Origin of the sequence: Williamsia sp. D3, assembly GCF_000506245.1 — a bacterium.
Classification (GTDB): Bacteria; Actinomycetota; Actinomycetes; order Mycobacteriales; family Mycobacteriaceae; genus Williamsia; species Williamsia muralis.
Genome location: NZ_AYTE01000047.1, coordinates 139,478 through 160,848, shown reverse-complemented (window position 1 = coordinate 160,848; position 21,371 = coordinate 139,478). Strand labels below are relative to the sequence as shown.

Sequence of the window (21,371 nt, the reverse complement as noted above, 5' to 3'; positions counted from 1 at the left end):
TCCGATTCGCACGTTGTCGACAATCATTCCCATTAGAGACAGGAGGCGCGCCCATGTCCATGCACTGCCAGGTCACCGGCCGCAAACCAGGTTTCGGCAAACAGGTGTCGCATTCACATGTGCGCACCAATCGCCGCTGGAATCCGAACATCCAGCGTCGGCGCTACTTCCTGCCGAGCGAACACCGCACCGTCACGCTGACCGTGTCCGCCAAAGGCATCAAGACCATCGATCGAATCGGAATCGAGGCGACAGTCGCCCAGATCCGAGCACGAGGACAACGAATCTGAATGGCACGCAATGAGATACGGCCCATCATCAAACTGAAGTCGACGGCCGGGACCGGATACACCTACGTCACGCGCAAGAATCGCCGCAACGACCCCGACCGCATGGTGATGCGCAAATACGACCCACGGGTCCGGCGTCACGTCGACTTCCGAGAGGAACGCTGATGGCAAAGAAATCGAAGATCGAGCGCAACGAACAGCGCAAGGTGATCGTCGCCCGCTACGCCGAACGCCGTGCGGCGCTCAAGGACATCATCCGGCGTCCGTCGTCCACCGACCAGGAACGAGCGGACGCACAACTGGCCCTGCAGCGCCTTCCCCGCGACTCCAGCGCCACCCGGGTCCGCAATCGCGACGCCGTCGACGGCCGTCCCCGCGGCTACATCGGCAAAGTCGGCCTCTCGCGCATCCGGCTGCGTCAGATGGCGCACAACGGGGAACTGCCCGGTATCACCAAATCCAGCTGGTGACAATCACTCTCACGACAAGGACCTGCTCGATGGCACGACGCCCCGCAAAAACCGACCTCCCGGCCAAACGCAAACGCAACATGTTGCTGGCCGCTGGTGTGACCACGGTCGATTACAAAGACACCGCATTGCTGCGCCAGTTCCTGTCCGACCGGGGCAAGATCCGGAGCCGGTCCATCACCGGACTCGACCCCCAGCAGCAACGTCAGGTGGCCACCGCCATCCGCAACGCACGCGAGATGGCGCTGCTCCCCTATCCCGGTTCGTCCCGATAGTCCGACGGATCGCTTTCCACTTGCACAAGTGGAAAGCGATTCATAAACTTTCCATCATGGAAAGTGAAGAGGCACGCGAGCTGCTGCGGGTGGCCGAGCGAGCAGAGGCCGCCCCTTATCTCGACTATCCCCCGACGCCCTGGTGGTACTACCCGGCGATCGGCGCCTGGGCGGCGGGAATGATCGGTGCCTTCGCCTGGTGGCGCGAGAGCATTCCGCTCTTCGTCGGGACACTGGCAATCCTGATCGTCCTCGAAATCGTATTCATCAACTGGATGCAACGCCGTCACGGGTCTCTGCCGCAGCCCGGCCGCGGACGACCGCCTGCGGAGATCGGCGTCGTCTGGCGCGGGTACTTCATGGCGCTGCCTGCGGTTGCGGCGCTGGTCGCGGCGTCGTGGTGGCTTGGTGGTGTCGCGACGGCTGCCGCAGTGGCTTTTGTGCTGGTGACCGGCGGATTGGTGATGTACGAAAAACGATACGAGCTCGCCGCGGAGGCGACCCGAGCCCGGCTCTCATGATGGCCCGGCACTCATGATCGAAGGTCTCGATCCGGTCATCCACGCCCCGAAACGACTGGCGGCCATGGCGATTCTCGTCAACAGCTCGTCGACATCGTTCCGATTCCTCAAGGAACATCTGGGCCTCTCTGATTCTGATCTCTCGAAACAGATGTCGGCACTGGAGTCGGCCGGGTACGTCCGCGCGTCGAAAGAAGGCCTCGGACGAGGCAGCAGCACCACCTACCAGGTCAGCACCACGGGACGGCGGGCGTACGAGGCACACTCGAAAGCCCTCCGCACCCTGCTCGATCCCCGATAGTGTGCCCTTCTGGCGACACTAAACCCTGGTGACCCCCACCAAAAGGGCACATCTTCGGGGTCCATAGACTGCCCGGATGTCCGGCGTCATCCAAGGGTTCACGGTGATCTTCATCGTGGTCGCCGTCGGATATGTCCTCGGCCGTACCGAGGCGCTCGGCCCTGGCGCGGTAATGGTGTTGTCGCGCTTGGTGTTCTTCGTCTGCACGCCGGCACTGCTGTTCTCGTCGCTCGCGAAGGCCGACCTCGCCGACGTGTTCTCCACCACCCTTGTGGTCGCCGGTGGCAGCGCATTTGTGGTGGGCGCCATCTACTTCGCCCTGGCGCGACTGCTTCTGCGTCGCGCGATACCCGAAGCCGTGATCGGCGCGTTGTCTGCTTCCTACGTCAACAGCGCGAATCTCGGGATACCGATCGCCATCTTTGTGCTGGACGACGCATCGTTTGTGGCGCCGCTGCTGCTCTTTCAGATCATGGTGTACTCACCGCTGGCCTTGACCACACTCGACCTGACCGCGTTGCGCGACTCCGACGAATCAGGTCAGTCACGACGAATCTCACTGCGCGACACCGTGGTCACGCCTTTCACGAACCCCATCGTGCTCGGCGGTGCGGCCGGTCTCGTCGTGTCACTGATCGGTGTGACACTGCCCGAGGCGGTGATGGAACCGTTCGACATGCTCGGGGACGCGTCGGTTCCTGGCGCACTCCTGGTGTTCGGTCTCTCACTGACCGGGGTCTCGGTGTTGCAGAAGGGCGAGAGCCCACGCCGCGACGTCGCGCTGGCATCGGTGCTCAAGATGGTGGTGCAACCGGTGCTGGTGTACCTGGTCGCCCGCTACACCTTCCACGCCACCGGGCACGAGCTCTTCGCGCTGGTGGTGATCGCCGCACTGCCCACCGCACAAAACGTTCTGGTGTACGCCAACCGCTACCAACGGGGCGTGGTGCTCGCACGCGATTCCGCCCTGGTGACCACCCTCCTCTCGATTCCGGCGATCATGCTCATCGCGCTTCTGCTCGCCTGAACCGGTCCATGGTCACGGGCGCCGGACCAGCCCTTCGCACGACGAACCATCCTGTGGCGGTTGGCCACAGCCACCGGTGGGACTAACCTCGTAGCGGTGAGTGATCTGGTACCGAATGATGATGAGCGCGAAGGCCGCAGTCGCCTCCGGGCCAGCGACGCCGACCGAAACTTCGTTCATGACATCTTGTCATCTGCAATGAGTTCCGGTCATCTCAGTCCCGTCGAGTACGAGGAGCGGGCCGCCAAGGCGGTTGCCGCCAAGACATTCGGAGAGCTCGACGAGCTCACCGACGATCTGCCGGTCAACCAGCTGACCACCGCTGGGGTCGCGACCAGCCGGCGAGTCGCTACCCCGTCGGCAGGTGTGGAGGTGATCACCAGCCGCATCGCCATCATGAGCGGTTCAGAACTCAAGGGTCCGGTTGCGGTCGGGGAACACCTCAACGCGTTCGCCCTGATGGGCGGTGTCGAGATCGACCTGCGCGACGCGGAGTTCACGGCCGACCACCTGACCATCCGCGCCAACACCATCATGGGCGGGATCGAGATCGTGGTTCCGCACGACGCGACCGTCCGGATCACCGGGATGGGCATCATGGGCGGGTTCGGAGGCAGTCGCAACGCCGAGGGCAAAGGCATTCCGGGCGGCCCGATCATCACCGTCAGCGGCCTGGCCATCATGGGTGGGGTGGAAGTGGTGCGGCGCCGTCCACACGACGCGACCTGACTTCGACCTGCATGATCCAAAAATGAGGACGCCCCGGCCACAGCCAGGGCGTCCTCATCTCATCGGTATCTCATCGGTGCGACAGAATCAGCGACGCCCGCGACGCCGTTTGGTGCCCAGGTAGTCGCCGACCACGGCGGCGCCGAGACCATCGAGATCCGGGGCCACCACCCGACCCGATGCCCGTCGTGCCATCTGGTCCACAAAATGCACCAGTCCGGGGTCGTCACCGAGCCGGAAGAAGCTCACCTGGGCACCCATCCTCGCGACGTTGTCCAACTCTCGCACCGTCGCCGACAACGTCGCCGGGTGCGGCGGGTAGTAGAAGAACGGTTCGCCACCGGGCAGCAGATGTGCTGTCGGCTCGCCGTCGGTGACGATCAAAACCACCGGCTGCGCGTTGGGGTGGCGACGAAAGTGCCGCTGTGCCAGGAGCAATGCGTGGTGCAGGTTGGTCCCCTGCTGCCGCATCCCGTCGAGCCCGATCAATTCGGACATCTCCAGCGTCTTGGCGTAGTGACCGAAGGAGATCAGCTGCAGTTCATCACTGCGAAAGCGTGTGGAGATCAAGTGGTTGAGCGCCATCGCTGTGCGCTTCATCGGCGTCCACCGGTTCTCTAACCACATCGAGAACGATGTGTCGACCAACAGGGCGACTGCGGCCTGACTGCGGGCCTCGGTCTCACCGACCTCCACGTCGCGGACGTCGATGCGGACGCGTCCCGGAGCATCGCGTTGCCTGCGTGCAGCTTGTCGCGATCTTCGGACATGGTGCGCAACACCGCGTTCGACACCGTGCGGGTGACGTCCCAGGGTTCGGTGTCACCGAACTCCCATTCCCGGCTGGAGCCGGTGGGTTCGCCCGCCAATCCCGAACGCCGGGTCTGGCGGTCGCCACCTCGACCCGACAGCTGTTCGGCGACATCCCGGAAGATCGACTGGCCCAGCTGACGCATGGCCTTGGGAGACAGCCGGAGTTGACCGTCGTTGCCGCGTTCGAGCAGACCCTGTTCTTTGAGTGCCTTCTCGAGTTCGGCAAGTGTCCGGGCGTCGACAGCGGCATCGTCGCCGAGCTGACGGGCCAGTGCGTCGAGGTCCACATCGTCGAGGTGGGCGCCCGAATACTGTTGCGCCAGTTGCTCCGACAGTGACTCGAGCTCGGCGAGGTCTTGAAGCGCGCCGGCACCCTCGCCCATCCCCATGCCCTGCTGACCCTCGAAGCTCTGACCTTCGTCCCAGCCCATCCCGGGCCGGGCGGCTCGCAATTGCGAATCCATCTGCGAGAGCTGGTCCATCAGGTCGGGCGAACCGAATGCCTGCTGCGCCAGCTGATCGAGTTCGGCGCGCTGTTCCTCCGACAGCGAGTTGTAGAACTGCTGGGCTGCAGCACTGCGAGCGGCCAGCGAGTCGATCAACTCGTCTGTGTTGCGGGGGTTCTCGGGAAAGAACTCGCCGTGCTTGTCCATGAACTCACCGAACTGCTCGGTGGTGTCCTCGCCGTTGTTGTGCGCAGCGAGGAGCTTGTTCAGGTCCTTGAGCATGTCAGCGATACGTTGCCGGTCCTCTTCGGTGGCGCCCTCGAGCGCCTCTTTCATGCCCGAGAATCGCTGATCGAGGAGTTCACGACCGAGCAGGTCTTTGATCTTCTCGTAGTTCTCTTTGGCCGCCGGACTGCGCCAGTCGTAATTGGCCAGGTCCTGCACCGCCTGTGCGGTGGACGGAGGCAGGTTCTCGATCTGCATCTCGGCGAACCGGGCGTCGTCGTCGAGGTCGCGGGCGAGCTGCTTGCGCTCCTCGAGAACTGCGGAGTCGAGCAGCTCACGGATTTCTTCGAAGGTGCCGTTGAGGTTGCGCGATTTGAGCAGTTCTTCACGACGCTTGTTCACCATCTCGCGGAGTTCGTCGAGGCCGCGCATGTTGTCGTTGCCGCGCCGCAGGAACTCGCGCATCGCCGACTGAGGTGACCCACCGGCCATCACGTCGTCGCCGATGGCATCGAGTGCCTCACGCAGGTCCACCGGCGGCGCCAGGGGGTCCGGCCCTCCGGAGTAGCGGAGATACCGAGCGCGATGGAAATTATTGCGGGCCATGCTTTTTCCCGTCCAATATGTCTGAATAACCGACCGACACCGGTTCCGCGGAACGGCCGCGGAACCCGATGTCGGCCTAGCCGTATACGGTCCGGCCTGCCTCGTCGGCTTCTTTGCCGATCCGGCGGGCCAAGAACAATCCCTCCAGGGCGAGCTCCAGCGCGCTGGCCCGTTCACCGTCGTCCGTCGCCTCGAGGCGCTCGGCGATCTTTGTCACGACGGGGTCGGTGCCCTCGGGCATCGAGGTCAGCAGTTCCTTCGCCGACACCCGGTCACCGGTGATGATCGGGTCACTGGCTTCCAGCGCGGTGACGAGCGTGGCCAGGTCGACACCACCGAGATGCGCACGCACGGTGTCGGCCGTCGACTTGCGCAGCAGGTGTTCGAGGATCTCGATCTCGCGGCCCTCTTCACCCGACTCGAACTCGACCTTGCCGCGGAGCACCTCGATCACCGAGGACAGGTCCACGACGCGCGCGACCGCGAGGTCCTCGCCCAGGATGGTGGCGCGGTGCAGAGCGGCGGCGGCGACCGTTTCGGCACCCGCGATGGCGAACCGCGCGGAGACGCCGGAGCGCTGATCGATGGACGGGTGGTCGCGCACGTACCGCGTGAAGCGGGCGATGATCTCGACGATGAAAGTGGGTACCGACGCGGTGAGATCGGCTTCCTGCTCGATCACCGCGATCTCGTCGACCAACTCGATCGGGTAGTGGGTGCGGATCTCGGCGCCGAAACGGTCCTTGAGAGGCGTGATGATGCGGCCGCGGTTGGTGTAGTCCTCGGGGTTGGCACTGGCCATCAGCACCACATCGAGCGGCAGCCGGAGGCTGTACCCGCGGACCTGGATGTCGCGTTCTTCCATCACGTTGAGCATGGCGACCTGAATGCGCTCGGCGAGGTCGGGCAGCTCGTTGATCGCCACGATGCCGCGGTGTGCGCGCGGGATCAATCCGAAGTGGATGGTCTCGGGATCACCGAGACTGCGGCCCTCGGCGACCTTCATAGGATCGACGTCGCCGACGAGGTCGCCCACCGAGGTATCAGGGGTGGCGAGCTTCTCGCTGTAGCGCTCGCTGCGGTGGAGCCACCCGATGGGCAGGTCTTCCTGCAGGTTCGCGGCCTTGCGGATGGAACCGGGAGTGATGGGCTCGTACGGATGCTCGGCGAGCTCAGAGCCTTCGATGACCGGCGTCCACTCGTCGAGCAGGCCCACGATCGTGCGCAGCAGACGCGTCTTGCCCTGGCCGCGTTCACCGAGCATCACCACGTCGTGGCCGGCGATCAGCGCACGCTCGAGCTGGGGCAGGACGGTGGTCTCGAACCCGAGGATCCCGGGCCATGGATCGGTGCCCGACCGGAGTGCGGACAGCAGGTTGTTGCGTATCTCGTCTTTGACGCTGCGCTGTACGTGGCCGGAGGCACGCAACTCCCCCAGGGTCCGTGGAGAGGGGTGGGCAGAGCGGGTGTTCGTGGTGTGGGGTGTGCTCACCATGTCCACGCTACGAGCCTCGTCGCCGGAGTGCACTTGTTTACGCCCGCAGAGGAACACGGGGCGGCCTCGGCGCACCCCATTGGGTGTGGGTTCGTGGCCATTGGCGACACTTGACCGATGACGCCACCCACACCGTCGGAACCGGCCGAAGAGTCGAGCACATCCCCCAGCGGTGGTACCCCGCCCGCCGGCGCTCTCGACGGTATCCGGGTGCTCGAACTCGGTTCCCTCATCGCGGGGCCGTTCGGCGCCCGCCTGATGGGTGACCTCGGCGCCGACGTCATCAAGATCGAGGCGCCTGGCTTGCCCGATCCGCTGCGCGGATGGGGTCAGGCTGAACGCGATGGTCACCGATTTCTGTGGACGGTGTACGCGCGCAACAAACGTGCGATCACCCTCGACCTCCGCAGCGAACGCGGACGTGAACTGTTCCTCGAACTGGTCGACCAGTCCGACATCATCGTGGAGAACTTTCGTCCGGGCACCCTGGAGAAGCTCGACCTCGGCTACGACGTCCTCCGCGAGCGCAATCGGGGGATCATCCTCGTGCGGGTGTCGGGCTACGGCCAGACCGGACCGGACGCAGGACGGGCCGGGTACGCGTCCGTGGCCGAAGCGGTGAGCGGCCTCCGCCATCTCAACGGATATCCCGATCAGCCTCCGCCACGGATCGCGCTGTCACTGGGCGACACCCTGGCAGGGATGTTCGCCGTGCACGGGGCTCTCGCAGCGCTGTACCGCCGCACCGTCACAGGGGAGGGCCAGATCGTCGACACGGCTCTGAACGAGGCATGCCTGGCGATCCAGGAATCGACGATCCCCGATTACGACCAGGGTGGCGTGGTCCGTGGGCCCTCGGGCACCCGGCTGGCCGGCATCGCGCCGTCGAACATCTATCCCACCGGAGACGGCTCGCTTGTTGTCATCGGCGCGAATCAGGACACCGTGTTCGCCCGGCTGTGCACGGCGATGGGCCGGCCAGAACTCAGCACCGACCCCCGTTTCGCCACACACGGTGCGCGTGGCGAGAACCAGGACGAGCTCGACGAGCTGATCGCCCAGTGGACTGCCGAGCAGCCGCGCGACGCGCTGATCCAACTCCTCACCGCCGCGGGAGTGGTTGTGGGGCCGATCAATACGGTCGCCGAGGTGATCCGTGATCCGCAACTCATCGCCAGGGGCATGATCGCAGAGCACTTCGACGAGCGCATCAACGACACCGTGCTGGGTCCCGGTATCGTGCCGCACCTGACGGGCACCCCCGGCAGCATCCGTAACGCCGGCGCTCCCGTTCCCGGCTACCACAACAGCGAAGTCCTCGGCGCCCTACTGGGTTTGAGCCCGGACGCGGTGGCGGCCTTGCATGACGAGGGCGTTGTCTGAGTCGCCACTCACCCGCCGAGTTCGGCGCTCGTCAACGTAGTCCGAGCCAGGCAGCCAGTCCGAAACCCGCCAGCGCGATGGCAACCCGGAGCACCGCGACGGGCAGCCGGTTCACGACGGGTGGGCCGACCCAACCGCCGGCAAGACAACCGAGCCCCATCGCCGCTGCCGACGACCAGTCCACGTCGCCGAAGATGGCAAAGCCCAATGCGGCAACAGCATTCGATGCACACAACAACACCGACTTGATCAATGTCGCCTGGCCGAGGGGCTGCGCGGTGAGGATGAGGGCGAGTGCGGTGAAGATGATGCCAGCGCCGGCCCCGAAGTAGCCGCCGTAGACGCCGATCACCACGATGCCCGCCATGAAAACCCGGGGCGCGTCGCGATGGCCGGCGATCCGCCGGATCAGCGGCTGGCCGAGTACTGCCAGGGCCGCGGTGGCCACCAGGTACGGGACGATCGCCTCGAACGCCCCCGCCGGGGTCAACAGGAGCAGAACCGATCCCAGCACTCCCCCGAGCGCGGCGGCAACACACCAGAGGCCTAGACGCCTGTCGAAGGTCAACGAGTTCCGCGCCTGAGCAGTGCTCCCGACCCCGACGGGGATCAACGCGACCGTGTTGGTCATGTTCGCGGTCAGCGGGGGCAGTCCGGCAATCAGCAATGCGGGATAGCTGACGAGTGAGGCGATCCCCGTCACGTAACCCACCACACCGGACAGGAAACCGGCGGCGATCAGGAATGCCAGTTCTGCCACAGCGGCAATCTACTCCGCCTTGCCCTTGCGGGTACCGGCCAGCACCCGGCACATCGGACTGTCCGTAGTCCACTTGGAGTCACGATGATCGCAAAGCTGTGCCAAACACGCACCCTTGCGCACCATTTCCGTCATACCCGACGTCCCCGGCGCATCCAGTGTGCCGGGGACGCCCGTCCCTGTCTCCTGGAAAGAACCACCTCGTGATCGAAGTAGAAAAGCTCGGGAAGATCTACGGCACCGGGCCGACGGCCGCGACTGTGCTGGACGACGTCAGTTTCACCGTCGACCCCGGCGAGATCTTTGCCATCGTCGGACCGAGCGGCGCCGGCAAGAGCACCCTCGCCCACTGCCTCAACCTGCTCGAACGGCCCACGTCGGGCAAGGTCGTCGTGAACAACCAGAACCTGACCGAGTTGAGCACCCGGGCCCTGCGCGATGCCCGCCGGCGCATCGGCACCGTCTTCCAGTCGTCCAGCCTGCTCTCACGGCGAACGGCAGCCGAAAACGTGGCGCTGCCATTGGAATTCCTCGGCGTCACCAAGGGACAGACGCGCGACCGCGTGGCCGAGCTCCTCGACCGGGTCGGCCTCACCGACGCGCGGACCTGTATCCCCACCAGTTGTCCGGAGGGCAACGACAGCGTGTGGGCATCGCCCGTGCCCTGGCCCTGCGACCCTCGGTGCTGCTGTCCGACGAGGCGACGTCGGGCCTTGATCCGCAGACAACCGACTCCTTCCTCGAACTGCTGCGCGAGGTGCGCGAAGAACTCAACCTGGCGGTGGTGTTCATCACCCACGAGATGGACACCATCGTGAAGGTCGCCGACAGCGTCGGCCGCCTGGATGCGGGCCGGATCGTCGAAAAGGGTTCGCTGGTGGACCTTCTCACCGACTCCACCTCCGTCCTCGGGCGATCGCTGCGTCCTCGGGGGACCTCTGCCGATCCCGAGCCGGGCCAACGCTCGTTCGAACTCACCTACAACTCGGCATCGGTGCCTGCCGACTGGATCAGCCGCATCGGATCCGAGCTGTCCGTGCCGATCTCGGTCCTCGGGGCCGCCGTACAGGTGGTCGACGGTGTGTCCGTCGGCGAGATCACGGTGTCGGTGCCGGACGAACTCGCCGGAGCATTCCTGGAAAGCGCAGCCCGCCATGGGCTCTCGACGAGCCTGCCCGCCAAGCCCGCGGTCGAGGTAGCGGCATGAGCGACATCACGCACCTCGCGGCGATCACCGTTCCCACCGACGAGATCCCGGATCTGCTGATCCCGGCGTTCGTCGACACCCTCACGATGGTGTCGATCGTGATGGTGATCGTGCTGCTTGTGGGTGTGCCACTGGGCGCGACGATCCACAACCTGGCGCCTGGCGGCCTGTTCGAGAACAAGGTCTTCCACTCACCGCTGTCGTGGGTGATCAGTATCGGCCGCTCGTTGCCGTTTCTCGTCCTGATGACGTCGATCATCCCGCTCACCCGCTTGATCACCGGCACCAACATCGGCATACCCGCAGCCGTTGTCCCGATGTCATTGGCGGGCATCGCCTTCTTCACCCGAATTGTGGAGAACTCGCTGCGGTCGGTGCCACCGGCGGTGATCGATGTGGCCCGCGCGTCGGGCGCATCCAACGGTCAGGTGATCTGGAAGACGCAAGTACCCGAAGCACTTCCGAACATCGTCGGCGGCCTCACCATCAACACCATCGCGATGATCGAATACTCGGCCATCGCGGGAACGATCGGCGCCGGCGGTCTCGGCTACATCGCCGTCACCTATGGCTATCAGCGATTCGATCACGGCGTGATGATCGCGACCATCGTGACCTTGGTGATCACGGTGGCACTCATCCAGATCGTCGGCGATGCGCTGGTCCGTCACCTCACGCCGGGACAGACCATCCGCGCCCGGTCACACGCCTGACCCCGTACCCGCTCGACCACCGCGACCACCGCGACGCGGGAAACAACACCACTGCACGCACCGCCGTGCCGTTTTCATCTGCACACCCACTGATTTCGCCCACCCCTGATTTTGCACCGATGAGGAGATGACCATGACGTCCACAACTGAGCGCCCCACCGGAAGCGGTGATCCCGGCGGCTTCGACATCAAGTCCCGCAGGCGACTTCCGCTGTACATCGCGATCGGCGTTGTCGTCGCGGTGGTACTCGCGTTCGTCGGATGGCGATTCTGGGGTGGGTCGGATTCGAAGTCGCCCAACGAAACCGCCGGTGCGACACTCGAGATCGCCACAGCCGAAGGCAATGCCGCCGAAGAGGCGCTCGTCGACTTCATCGCCGAGGAGGTCGCCCCGAAGTACGACCTGAAGATCAAGTTCAAGGGGCTGGCCGACAGCACCACCATCAACCGAGCGGTGAGCGACGGCGAGGTCGCCGGAACCATCTACCAGCACAAGCTGTGGCTGGGTCAGGTACTGGAAGCCAACCCCGACTTCAAGGAAGAAGCCGCAACCCCGGTCTTCCGTTGGGGATTCGGCATCTGGTCGGACAAGTACACCGACCCCGCGCAGCTGCCCGATGGCGCCACCGTGTCGTTGTACTCCGATCCTGCCAATGAGGCGCAGGGCCTGTGGCTGCTCGAGCGTGCCGGTCTGATCGAGCTGAACCCGGCGGCAGACAAGTGGAAGGCCACCCAGAAGGACATCGTCTCCAACCCGAAGAACCTGCAGTTCACACTGCTCGACTTCGCGGCGCAGTCGCGCGCACTGCCCGACATCGATGCCGCCGTCGGCTACACCGAGTACTACCTCGCCGCCGACATCGACATCAAGAAGCAGATCTTCGCGCCGCCGGCACCCGACGAGTTCGCCGGCCAGCTGACCATCGGCACCAAGTGGAAGGACACCGAGAACATCAAGAAGCTGGTGCAGGTGTTCAAAGACCCTGCGGTACAGGAGTACCTGGCCACCGACCCTCAGGTGAAGAACATCCTGCTGCCCATCTGATCACGCCGATGCGGCGTCCTCGTGGCGGTCCCGATCTGGGAGCACCGCCACGAGGGCGCCGCGTCGTTCGTCAGTGGGCGAAGTGCCGCGCACCTGTCAGGTACAGCGTGATGCCGGCATCGTGTGCGGCACTGATGACCTCGTTGTCGCGGATCGAACCACCGGGCTGCACAACGGCTTTCACTCCTCCGTCGATCAGCACCTGAAGACCGTCCGGGAAGGGGAAGAAGGCGTCGGACGCGCCTACGCTGTTCATCGCTCGTTCGCCGGCTCGCTTGACCGCCAAGTGTGCCGAATCCACCCGGTTCACCTGGCCCATCCCGACACCGACCGACGCCTGGTCACTGGCCAGCAGGATTGCATTCGACTTGACGGCGCGGCATGCGCGCCAGGCGAACACCAGATCGGCGAGGGTCGCGTCATCGGCCGGGTCACCGGCAACCAGCTGCCAGTTCTCGGGCGAATCGCCACTCGCGTCGAGGATGTCGCGCTGTTGCACGAGCAACCCGCCCGACACGGGGCGCAGTTCCAGGCCCGCGCGTTGCGGGGGCTGCGCGAGAAGTACACGTACGTTCTTCTTGCGGGTCAGCACCGAGAGTGCGCCGTCCTCGAAACCGGGCGCCACCACCACCTCGGTGAAGATCTCGGCGACCTGCTCGGCCATCTCCATGCTCACCGGGCGGTTGGCGGCGATCACGCCGCCGTATGCACTCACCGGGTCACAGGCATGGGCCTTGCGGTGCGCCGCCGCGATGTCGTCGTCGACCGCGATGCCACAAGGGTTGGCGTGCTTGATGATCGCGACCGCAGGTTCACCGAAGTCGTACGCGGCCCGCCACGCAGCGTCGGCGTCGGTGTAGTTGTTGTAACTCATCTCTTTGCCGTGCAACTGTTCGGCCTGCGCCAGCCCGGGGGCTTCGGAGCCACCGACGAACAACGCCGCGGACTGGTGCGGATTCTCGCCGTACCGCAACACCGACGACCGTTCCCAGCTCTTGCCGATCCACGTCGGCAACGAGCCCTCGGGTTCGGGCGCGACAACCGAACTCATCCACGAGGCCACGGCCACGTCGTAGTCGGCGGTGTGCCGAAATGCCTTCGCCGCGAGCGCTTGCCGATCGGTCAACGTGAAGCCGCCGTCAGCGACCGCGGTCAGGACGGTCGCGTAGTCCCCTGGATCCACCACCACGGCCACCGATGGGTGATTCTTTGCGGCACCGCGCACCATCGACGGACCGCCGATGTCGATCTGCTCGACGCATTCATCCGGACTAGCGCCCGATGCCACCGTCTCGGTGAACGGGTACAGGTTCACCACCACGAGCTCGAAGGCCTCGATGCCGAGTTCCTCGAGCTGGTCGAGGTGGTCGGGTTTGCGGGTGTCGGCGAGGACGCCCGCGTGCACCCGGGGATGCAACGTCTTGACCCGGCCCTCGAGGCATTCCGGGAAGCCCGTCAGTTCGGAGACCTCGAGCACCGGTACACCGGACTCGGCGATCTTCTTCGCGGTCGAACCGGTCGACACGATCTCTACGCCGGCGGCGTGCAGCCCCTCGGCAAGCTCCGCGAGCCCGGTCTTGTCGTACACGCTGACCAGTGCACGTCGAAACGGTTTGCGCTGCAAGTCACTACTCACGGAATGTGGGCCTTTCGTCCTTCGATGACAACACCTTTGGTGGCAATCGAACGCACAACCGCTACCAGCAGCACTCGCTCGACCATCTTGATTCGTTCGTGCAACGTGATCTCGTCGTCGCCTGGGCTGATCGCGACGGGCGCCTGGGCGAGAATCGGGCCGGTGTCCACCCCGCCGTCCACAAGGTGGATCGTGGAACCGGTGACCTTGACGCCGTGCTCCAACGCGGCGGCCACAGCATGCGCGCCCGGGAACGAGGGCAGCAGTGCCGGATGCGCGTTGATCGTCCGGCCGCCGAAACGTTCGAGGAAGTGCGTGCCCAGGATCTTCATGAACCCGGCGGACACCACCAGATCGGGAGCGTAGCCCGCGACCGTGTCGGTGAGTCGACGGTCCCATTCGGTGCGGTCGCCCTCCAGGGGCACCACTGCGGTGGGGGTACCTCGCCGACGCGCGGATTGCTCAGCAGGACAGTCACGGTCGCAGATGACAGCCGCGACGTTCGCTGGGTACTCGTCGTCCTCTGCGGCGTCGAGCAGGGCCGATGCCAGGCTGCCGGCGCCCGACGCGAGGATCACGACGGTCACCGGTGTGGCTGACGGCATGGCGTCCAGGGTGACTCTCCTCGAACTCGGTGGGGCGTAGCCGGGTCCGCCATCTGAAAACAGGACCTCGGGCGGGCGGCTGCGTCGCTCGGACCGAGCCTAATGGCCGCCGATTCAGCGGGTGCGCCGGGTACCGAAGTCGTCGGTCGACACCAGTTCTTCGCCTTCGGCGGCATCGATCGGCTCGTCGACCACCACACTGCCGGTGTCGTCCCACACCTCGTCCAGGGCCCAGTCCTCCGGGTCCCAGCCGTCCACGATCACCTCGGGCCGGCCCGGCTCCGGCGACAACTCGTGGTCGTCGTCGAGCGAGGTCTGCTCGTCGACGGGGACGAATTCGATAGCTGCTTCGTCGACCACCGGAATCGACTCGACGCCCTCGTCGTCGGTGTCCGAACGACTTTCTTCGCCACGGCCGTCGTCGTAGTAGTCATCGTCGATGATGTTCGACCGGGCACGGCGTCTGCTCGGCAACGCGCTGTACACCAGGGCCGTCACCGATCCGATCACGGCGATCCACCCGAACATGAACACCCCGGCCACCGGCAGGTTGGCGCCGACCTTGCCCAGAACGCCCAACTCGCCACCAGCCAGCACGCTGGCGATCACCAGGAAGAGCGATGAGGTCGCGGCCGCGACCACTACCATCCGGATGTTGCGCAGCAGCGATTCGTCCAGACAGAGCCGGCCCACGAAGAGCGCTGTGCCCGCGATCCCGATCAGCAGCAGCGCTGTCCAATGCCCGGCTCCACCATCGGGAAGCGCGGCGAGTACCGGCAGCGGCGGAACCTGACCGCCCTGTGATCCGAACAGGTCGACGGTTGCCCCGCCGACGGCCACCGGCGCCCCGACCAAGGCGCCCGCCGCACCGATCACCATGTTCGGCAGGTACAGGATGGAGAGCAACGTCAGTCCGAGACCACCGACCCAGCCGTTCCCGGACGCGAGCAGGTCGCCGGCGACCGACCAGTTGATCACCAGCCGAACTGCCACCACCATCGCGCCGAGCGTCATGAGTGCGGTCACCGCAACGACTCCACAGCGAAGTCCTTTGAGGACCCAGTCGGCAACTCCTGCGCGCACGACCAGGGTGGACCACCATTTGAGGCCCACGCCGATTCCGGCGCCGACTGCGTGCACTGCGAACGTGCAGGCGAAGGCCAGCAACGCATCCGGGCTCTGGATGGTCATCACGGTGGATGCGTCCATCACCACCGCCAGGGACAGGATGGTGGCGAGAAGGGGCCCGCCGATGGCCGAGAGGATCACGGCCGTCACCTCGCTGTGAGGGCGGTCGACATCTGTCACCCGCGTCGTGGCCCGCGCCACCGCAGCCACCATCAGCAGGGTCGGGGCCAACGGCAGGACCCCGATGGTGACCTCGCCGATGGTGAGTGGGATCTGATGTATGCCCAGCCACATGGAGGCAACGGTGGCAGGCAGACTGCCGAGCCCGTCACCGACCGCAACTAAGGTCAGCGCGGCGATGACAACCAGGATCGCGAGGGTGATCGCAGTGGTCCCGAACGCCAGGCGAACCAGTGCCCGTGCCGAGTCCGCGGCGCCCACCTCGTCGGCGCGGCGGGTCCGGCGCATCTCACGCAGACGCGCGGCGAGATTTTCCGCTGTAGAGCTGGCCACCCTTGTCAGGGTGTCATTTGCCCGGCGAACAGATGGTCAGGCGCGCCGAGCGGTCGGCAAGACGAGCGCCCTCCCCTACAACCGTGCGGTGGCAGACGTCACGGACACACGAAAAAGCCGGCCACCACACATCGTGTGATGGCCGGCTCCTTCTGACCTGGACCGAAGTGCTTGCTCAGCGCTCCGGCGACTTGAACTGCGTGGTCTGGTCGCCGTAGGGGTTCTGCTGCTCACCCGACGGCGTCGATGGGGCCTCGTACGGCGCGGAAGCACCGGGCTGAGCGCCGAAGCTGCTCGTTCCCGGAGCCGACGACGGCGTGCTCGGCTGACCTGGAGCCGTGGACGGCGACGACGGGCTCGACGGGACCACCGTGGTGGCGTCCGACGATCCGGCAGGCCCGGAATCGGACTTGCCCAGTCCGGTCGAACCCGAGTCGGTGCCCTGCTGCCCGTAACCCGACTGTGCGTAGGGATTGCTCTGACCGGGCGCGGCCTGGTGACCACCGGAATGCTGGTCACCTGAGCCGGCAGCCGTGGCTCCGCTGCTCTGGCCGTAGGAGGAGGCCGCGCCGTATCCGCCTGCCTGGCCGTATCCGGTGCTCTGGTCGCCTGCCTGGCCGTAGCTGGTGCCCTGGTCGCCGGTCAGGCTGCTGTTCGAATGCTGGCCCGTGCTGGTCGACGCGGTGTCCGCGCTGGCGTTCGAGGCGCCAGAACCAGCGGTCTTGATGATCCCGGCCTCCGTGAGGAGCCACGCGATGGCGACGGCAGCCTGGAGGACTGCGAAGACGATCGCGAGGATGAAGCCGATCCCGGCGTCGATGTCACCCTTGGTGAAGAACTGGAACAGCAACACCAGTGCGCCGATGACCGACAGCGCCGCAACAATTCCGCTGAGCTTGGCGTTCTGCCGGAGGAGCGCCGTGGTGAGCGCGATGAGACCGGCTGCCCCGAGGAGCGCGATGGCCGTGGGGAGTCTGAGGAACAGATTGTTCTGGTCGACGTCGAAGCCTTCGGCGTCGAACGCGGGCGCGAAGCCGAGGAAGAAGTTGATCAGGCCCAATGCGCCGACGGCATAGGCAAGGTACTTCGCCAGATCGGCGGGCAGACCCTTGGGCCCCTGCGACTGGCCGTAACCCTGTTGTCCGTAACCCTGCTGTCCATAGCCCTGCTGGGCGTATCCCTGGGCCGGCTGCTGGCCGTAACCCTGCTGACCGTATGGCTGCGACGGTTGTCCGTAGCCCTGCTGACCGGAGGGCTGCTGACCGGAGGGCTGCTGGCCGTAACCCTGTGCGGGCTGACCGTAGCCCTGGCCGTAACCGGGATTCTGCGCCTGCTCGCCACCGGGCTGCTGGCCATAGCCGGGGTTGTACGACGGCTGTCCTGATTCGTGCTGCCCCGCGCCGGGGTACTGCGAGCCCTGGTACGGCTGCTGCGAACCGTAGCCGGACCCACCGGGTTGATAGCTCATGTTCACTCCTGCTGTTGAGGGTGTTCGTCCCGCGTGCTGCTCGGCGGATTTATATGTCGCGCCTTACGCTAGTACATCCACTGGCGACGACAACCGTTGATTTCGACTGCGACAACAAACGGACTACGTCACTTCCAGCTGTGTTCGCGGCCCTGCTGTCGATACCAATCGAGCAATTCCGGTGCGTCCACCGACCGCGGGTCCACCGCGACATCGGCGCGACCAGCCAAGATCGCGGTCACCGGTACCTCCAGCTTCTTGCCGGTCCGGGTGTGTGGGATGCCCGGTGCCACGATCACCTCGTCGGGGACGTGCCGCGGCGACAGCCTGCGCCGGATGTCCGAACGCACCTGCGCGACGAGCGATTCGTCAAGGGATGCGCCCGGGGTGAGGGTGACGAACAACGGCATCCAGTACGCGCCGCCGGGGCCGTCGACCCCCACCACGAATCCCTCGGCGATCTGGTCGATGCCCTCTACCACCTCGTAGATCTCGGCCGAGCCCATCCTGATCCCGTTGCGGTTCAACGTCGCGTCACTACGACCGTGGATGATGATCGATCCGCGTTCGGTGACGGTGACCCAATCGCCGTGTCGCCACACATGTGGACGGGGGCCGGCGGCCCACTGGTGGTCGAAATACGCCTTCCGATAACGCTCCCCATCAGGGTCATTCCAGAACCCCACGGGCATGGACGGCATGGCGGTGGTGATCACCATCTCTCCGACCTCGCCGATCAGCGGTTCGCAGTGCGCACTCCAACTGGCCAGTTGGACACCGAGATACCGCACCGACAGCTCGCCCGGCACTACCGGGACGCCTGGCGAGCCGCCTGCGAAGGCGGTCACCACATCGGTCCCCCCGCTGATCGAGGACACCGGAATACCCTCTCTCACATGCTGATCCACCCAGATGAACAGATCTGCCGCGAGCGTGGAACCGGTGCTCCCGATGGTGCGTAACGCGCTGAGGTCGTGATCCGTGCCGGGATGGAGCCCGGCCTTGCGTGAGGCCAGCAGCTGCCCGGGACTGGTACCGAAGTAGGTGACCCTCTCCGATTCGACCAAGCCCCACAGCCTGTCGGCATCCGGATTGAGCGGGTGGCCGCTGTAGCAGATGATCCTGGCCCCCACCAGCAGACCGGCGACCTGGTAGTTCCACATCATCCAGCTCAGTGCCGTCTGCCAGAAGAACACGTCGTCGCGGTTCATTGCACCATGCAGGCCAACGGCTTTGAGGTGTTCGAGCACCACACCACCGTGGCCGTGCATGATGCCTTTGGGCTTTCCGGTGGTGCCGGAGCTGAACAGCACCCAGAGCGGATGGTCGAAGGGTACCGGTTCAGGCTTCAGGTCTGCCGAACGGCGTGCGGCGACGGAGAACTCGACAGCTCCGTCGGCCGAATCCGCATCTTCCGGGTCGGATTCGGCGGTACGCACGACCAGCTGCCCAGTCAGCGTTGGGAGCATTCCAGCCAGCTCCGCACTGTCGCCGCGTTTGTCGATCCACTTGCCGCCGTAGTGATAGCCGTCGGCCCAGATCATCACCAGCGGGTCCAGTTGGGCAAAGCGGCCGGCAGCACCGGCCGGCGCGTAGTCCTGGCCACAGCCCGAGAACACCGCTCCAAGCGAAGCGGTGGCCAGGAACGCGATCACAGCCTCGGGCACGTGCGGCAGGTAGGCCACCACCCTGTCGCCTCGCCCGACGCCCATCTCACGCAATGTCGCTGCAACACCGGCGATCTGCTTTGGCAGTTCACCCCACGTGATCTCGGTACGGCGACCGTTCTCGCTCAGCCCTACGACGGCGACACCGTCCTGGTCGGTGTGCGACAGGATCTGGTCGACATAGTTGAGCGAGACGTCCGGGAACCACCGTGCACCCGGCATCTCGGGATCGCGCAGTACATCGGAGTCGGCGTCGCCGAGCGTGCTACCGCCGGTCGCTCGCACGCCGAAGTGGTCCCACACCTCGCGCCAGAACTGTTCGGGCCGGTCCACCGACCACTGCCACAGATCGTCGTACCCGTCGAACGTCAGTCCGCGGGCAGCACCGACCGCCTCGGCGAACTCGTCCATTCGACTCATCGGCCGATTCCGAGGATGTCCAGCGCACTCTCCCGCATCTGGACCTTGCGGATCTTGCCCGTGACCGTCATCGGGAACGCTTCGACCACGTGGACATATCTGGGAATCTTGTGTCGGGCAATCTTTCCGTCGGCGAACGCGCGGAGATCGTCGACGGTGAAATCGCTGACGCCGTCACGCAATTGCACCCATGCCATCAACTCCTCGCCGTATTTCTCATCCGGCACCCCGATGACCTGGGCGTCGAGGATGTCGGGATGGGTGTAGAGGAACTCCTCGATCTCGCGGGGGTAGATGTTCTCACCGCCGCGGATCACCATGTCTTTGATGCGGCCGGTGATCTGGACATAACCGTCCTCATCCATGACGGCCAGATCGCCGGTGTGCATCCAGCCGTCGCCGTCGATGGCCTCGGCCGTCTTGTCGGGCTGGTTCCAGTATCCGATCATGACGCTGTAACCACGGGTGCAGAACTCGCCGACGTCGCCGCGGGGCACGGTGTCCCCCGAGACCGGGTCGACGACCTTGATCTCCAGGTGTGGTGCAACCCGGCCGACGGTGCCCACACGCCGGTCGAACGTATCGTCGGAGCGCGTTTGCGTCGACACGGGCGACGTCTCGGTCATGCCGTAACAGATGGACACCTCCGACATGTGCATCTTGTCGATCACCTGCCGCATCACCTCCGCCGGGCACGGCGATCCGGCCATGATCCCCGTGCGCAGGGAGCTCAGGTCATAGGTGTCGAAATCGGCCAGCGCGAGCTCGGCGATGAACATCGTCGGAACGCCGTACAAGCTCGTGCAGCGTTCGCCCGCAACAGCATCGAGCGTCTTGGCGGCGTCGAACCCTGGTGCCGGAATCACCATCGCCGAGCCGTGGGTGGTGGCCGCCAGGTTTCCCATCACCATGCCGAAACAGTGGTAGAACGGCACAGGGATGCAGATCCGGTCCTGGTCGGTGTAATTGCACAGCTCCCCCACCAGATAGCCGTTGTTGAGGATGTTCCGGTGGGACAGGGTGGCACCCTTGGGATTACCTGTTGTGCCGGAGGTGTACTGGATGTTGATCGGGTCGTCGGGTGTCAGCGTCGACGCGATGTCGTCGAGTGCGGACAACTCTGATTGTGTTGCGGTCGAGAGCAGTTCGGACCATTCATCGGAACCGAGTAGCACCACCGATGCGAGGTCGGGACAGTTGTCGATGGCGGTGGTGAGCATCCCGGCGTAGTCGGCGTCGCGGAACTGCCGTGCAGCGATCACGGTGCGCGTTCCCGACTGTTGCAACGCGAACTCGATCTCGGTCTGGCGGTAGGCCGGATTCAGGTTGACGAGGATCAGACCCGACTCCGCCGCCGCGTACTGAGTCAGCACCCATTCCGCACAGTTGGGGGCCCACAACCCGATTCGGTCGCCAGGCACCAGGCCACTGCGTGCCAGGCCGGCAGCCAACGCACGCACCTGGTCACGGAACTCGCGATAGGTCCATCGACGACCGGTCGGAACGTCGACCAGGGCCTCGTTGTCACCGAATCTCTCGGCGGTCTGTCGCAACGACTCCCCGATCGTGACGGTGAGCAGCGGCGGTTGCGGCAGCCCCTCTGCGTGCGAGGGCTCAGGTGTTGCCAT

General features: G+C 65.4%; 19 protein-coding genes and 2 pseudogenes. 12 read left to right on the top strand and 9 right to left on the bottom strand.

Annotation, left to right across the window (positions count from 1 at the left end; translation table 11 throughout):
* Positions 1–53: 53 nt before the first annotated feature.
* From rpmB to W823_RS53980, 8 genes are all read left to right on the top strand, one after another.
* Entirely contained in the window at positions 54–290 is a 237-nt protein-coding gene (gene rpmB / locus W823_RS54015) for a 50S ribosomal protein L28 (RefSeq protein WP_023962748.1), read from the top strand.
* The gene (gene rpmG, locus W823_RS54010; protein ID WP_023962746.1) at positions 291–455 is read left to right on the top strand and encodes a 50S ribosomal protein L33; all 165 of its coding nucleotides are present in this window, start codon (positions 291–293) and stop codon (positions 453–455) included.
* Positions 455–760: a 30S ribosomal protein S14 gene (rpsN, locus tag W823_RS54005; protein WP_023962744.1), complete on the top strand. Its 306-nt coding sequence runs from the start codon at positions 455–457 to the stop codon at positions 758–760. Before rpmG ends, rpsN begins: the two co-directional genes overlap by 1 nt.
* A 29-nt stretch (positions 761–789) precedes the next feature.
* Entirely contained in the window at positions 790–1,035 is a 246-nt protein-coding gene (rpsR, locus tag W823_RS54000; RefSeq protein WP_023962742.1) for a 30S ribosomal protein S18, read from the top strand.
* Between the two features lie 56 nt (positions 1,036–1,091).
* A complete protein-coding gene (locus W823_RS53995; RefSeq protein WP_023962740.1) occupies positions 1,092–1,556 on the top strand; it encodes a hypothetical protein in 465 nt (154 codons plus the stop codon).
* A gap of 13 nt (positions 1,557–1,569) precedes the next feature.
* Positions 1,570–1,857, top strand: coding sequence for a transcriptional regulator (locus W823_RS53990; protein WP_023962738.1), 288 nt, complete (start codon positions 1,570–1,572; stop codon positions 1,855–1,857).
* Between the two features lie 76 nt (positions 1,858–1,933).
* The gene (locus W823_RS53985; RefSeq protein ID WP_023962734.1) at positions 1,934–2,884 is read left to right on the top strand and encodes an AEC family transporter; all 951 of its coding nucleotides are present in this window, start codon (positions 1,934–1,936) and stop codon (positions 2,882–2,884) included.
* A 96-nt stretch (positions 2,885–2,980) separates the two neighbouring features.
* Positions 2,981–3,613, top strand: a complete 633-nt coding sequence (locus W823_RS53980) for a DUF1707 domain-containing protein (protein WP_023962732.1) — start codon at positions 2,981–2,983, stop codon at positions 3,611–3,613.
* 87 nt (positions 3,614–3,700) lie between these two features.
* On the opposite strand, the pseudogene W823_RS53975 reads toward W823_RS53980, so the two are convergent.
* Positions 3,701–5,703: pseudogene (locus tag W823_RS53975) on the bottom strand (VWA domain-containing protein).
* A 76-nt stretch (positions 5,704–5,779) separates the two neighbouring features.
* Complete coding sequence (locus W823_RS53970) at positions 5,780–7,195, bottom strand: sigma 54-interacting transcriptional regulator (protein WP_369792676.1); 1,416 nt, start codon at positions 7,193–7,195, stop codon at positions 5,780–5,782.
* Between the two features lie 120 nt (positions 7,196–7,315).
* Here W823_RS53970 and W823_RS53965 point away from each other — a divergent pair, with 120 nt between their 5' ends.
* Complete coding sequence (locus tag W823_RS53965) at positions 7,316–8,581, top strand: CaiB/BaiF CoA-transferase family protein (protein ID WP_023962728.1); 1,266 nt, start codon at positions 7,316–7,318, stop codon at positions 8,579–8,581.
* 31 nt (positions 8,582–8,612) lie between these two features.
* Here the strand turns inward: W823_RS53965 and W823_RS53960 are convergent, their stop codons facing one another.
* Positions 8,613–9,341, bottom strand: coding sequence for a sulfite exporter TauE/SafE family protein (locus W823_RS53960; RefSeq protein WP_023962726.1), 729 nt, complete (start codon positions 9,339–9,341; stop codon positions 8,613–8,615).
* Positions 9,342–9,544: 203 nt separating this feature from the next.
* On the opposite strand from W823_RS53960, the pseudogene W823_RS53955 reads away from it, so the two are divergent.
* From W823_RS53955 to W823_RS53945, 3 genes and pseudogenes are all read left to right on the top strand, one after another.
* A pseudogene (locus W823_RS53955) lies at positions 9,545–10,548 on the top strand (methionine ABC transporter ATP-binding protein).
* Positions 10,545–11,261, top strand: coding sequence for a methionine ABC transporter permease (locus tag W823_RS53950; RefSeq protein WP_023962724.1), 717 nt, complete (start codon positions 10,545–10,547; stop codon positions 11,259–11,261). Before W823_RS53955 ends, W823_RS53950 begins: the two are co-directional and overlap by 4 nt.
* 133 nt (positions 11,262–11,394) lie before the next feature.
* Positions 11,395–12,306: a MetQ/NlpA family ABC transporter substrate-binding protein gene (locus W823_RS53945; protein ID WP_081729950.1), complete on the top strand. Its 912-nt coding sequence runs from the start codon at positions 11,395–11,397 to the stop codon at positions 12,304–12,306.
* A 70-nt stretch (positions 12,307–12,376) separates the two neighbouring features.
* Here the strand turns inward: W823_RS53945 and purH are convergent, their stop codons facing one another.
* The 6 genes from purH to W823_RS53915 form a co-directional block, all read right to left on the bottom strand.
* Positions 12,377–13,942, bottom strand: a complete 1,566-nt coding sequence (gene purH / locus W823_RS53940; RefSeq protein ID WP_023962720.1) for a bifunctional phosphoribosylaminoimidazolecarboxamide formyltransferase/IMP cyclohydrolase — start codon at positions 13,940–13,942, stop codon at positions 12,377–12,379.
* Entirely contained in the window at positions 13,939–14,547 is a 609-nt protein-coding gene (gene purN, locus W823_RS53935; RefSeq protein WP_023962718.1) for a phosphoribosylglycinamide formyltransferase, read from the bottom strand. The genes purH and purN overlap by 4 nt, the downstream gene beginning before the upstream one ends.
* 114 nt (positions 14,548–14,661) lie before the next feature.
* Complete coding sequence (locus tag W823_RS53930; protein ID WP_023962716.1) at positions 14,662–16,188, bottom strand: DUF6350 family protein; 1,527 nt, start codon at positions 16,186–16,188, stop codon at positions 14,662–14,664.
* Positions 16,189–16,363: 175 nt separating this feature from the next.
* On the bottom strand, positions 16,364–17,656 hold the full coding sequence (locus W823_RS53925; protein WP_152538192.1) for a DUF5336 domain-containing protein: 1,293 nt from the start codon (positions 17,654–17,656) through the stop codon (positions 16,364–16,366).
* Between the two features lie 128 nt (positions 17,657–17,784).
* Positions 17,785–19,734 carry an acetoacetate--CoA ligase gene (locus tag W823_RS53920; RefSeq protein WP_023962712.1) on the bottom strand — a complete coding sequence of 650 codons (1,950 nt, stop codon included), beginning with the start codon at positions 19,732–19,734 and terminating at the stop codon, positions 17,785–17,787.
* A gap of 5 nt (positions 19,735–19,739) precedes the next feature.
* Positions 19,740–21,371, bottom strand: coding sequence for an AMP-binding protein (locus tag W823_RS53915; RefSeq protein WP_023962710.1), 1,632 nt, complete (start codon positions 21,369–21,371; stop codon positions 19,740–19,742).

Excerpts from the sequence above, each read along its gene's own strand:
- W823_RS53925 (WP_152538192.1), bottom strand. The coding sequence starts at position 17,656 with ATGAGCTATCAACCCGGTGGGTCCGGCTACGGTTCGCAGCAGCCGTAC.
- W823_RS53985 (WP_023962734.1), top strand. The coding sequence starts at position 1,934 with ATGTCCGGCGTCATCCAAGGGTTCACGGTGATCTTCATCGTGGTCGCC.
- W823_RS53995 (WP_023962740.1), top strand. The coding sequence starts at position 1,092 with ATGGAAAGTGAAGAGGCACGCGAGCTGCTGCGGGTGGCCGAGCGAGCA.
- W823_RS53965 (WP_023962728.1), top strand. The coding sequence starts at position 7,316 with ATGACGCCACCCACACCGTCGGAACCGGCCGAAGAGTCGAGCACATCC.
- rpsR (WP_023962742.1), top strand. The coding sequence starts at position 790 with ATGGCACGACGCCCCGCAAAAACCGACCTCCCGGCCAAACGCAAACGC.
- W823_RS53990 (WP_023962738.1), top strand. The coding sequence starts at position 1,570 with ATGATCGAAGGTCTCGATCCGGTCATCCACGCCCCGAAACGACTGGCG.
- rpmB (WP_023962748.1), top strand. The coding sequence starts at position 54 with ATGTCCATGCACTGCCAGGTCACCGGCCGCAAACCAGGTTTCGGCAAA.
- W823_RS53945 (WP_081729950.1), top strand. The coding sequence starts at position 11,395 with ATGACGTCCACAACTGAGCGCCCCACCGGAAGCGGTGATCCCGGCGGC.
- W823_RS53950 (WP_023962724.1), top strand. The coding sequence starts at position 10,545 with ATGAGCGACATCACGCACCTCGCGGCGATCACCGTTCCCACCGACGAG.
- purN (WP_023962718.1), bottom strand. The coding sequence starts at position 14,547 with ATGCCGTCAGCCACACCGGTGACCGTCGTGATCCTCGCGTCGGGCGCC.
- rpsN (WP_023962744.1), top strand. The coding sequence starts at position 455 with ATGGCAAAGAAATCGAAGATCGAGCGCAACGAACAGCGCAAGGTGATC.
- W823_RS53920 (WP_023962712.1), bottom strand. The coding sequence starts at position 19,734 with ATGGACGAGTTCGCCGAGGCGGTCGGTGCTGCCCGCGGACTGACGTTC.
- rpmG (WP_023962746.1), top strand. The coding sequence starts at position 291 with ATGGCACGCAATGAGATACGGCCCATCATCAAACTGAAGTCGACGGCC.
- W823_RS53915 (WP_023962710.1), bottom strand. The coding sequence starts at position 21,371 with ATGGCAACACCTGAGCCCTCGCACGCAGAGGGGCTGCCGCAACCGCCG.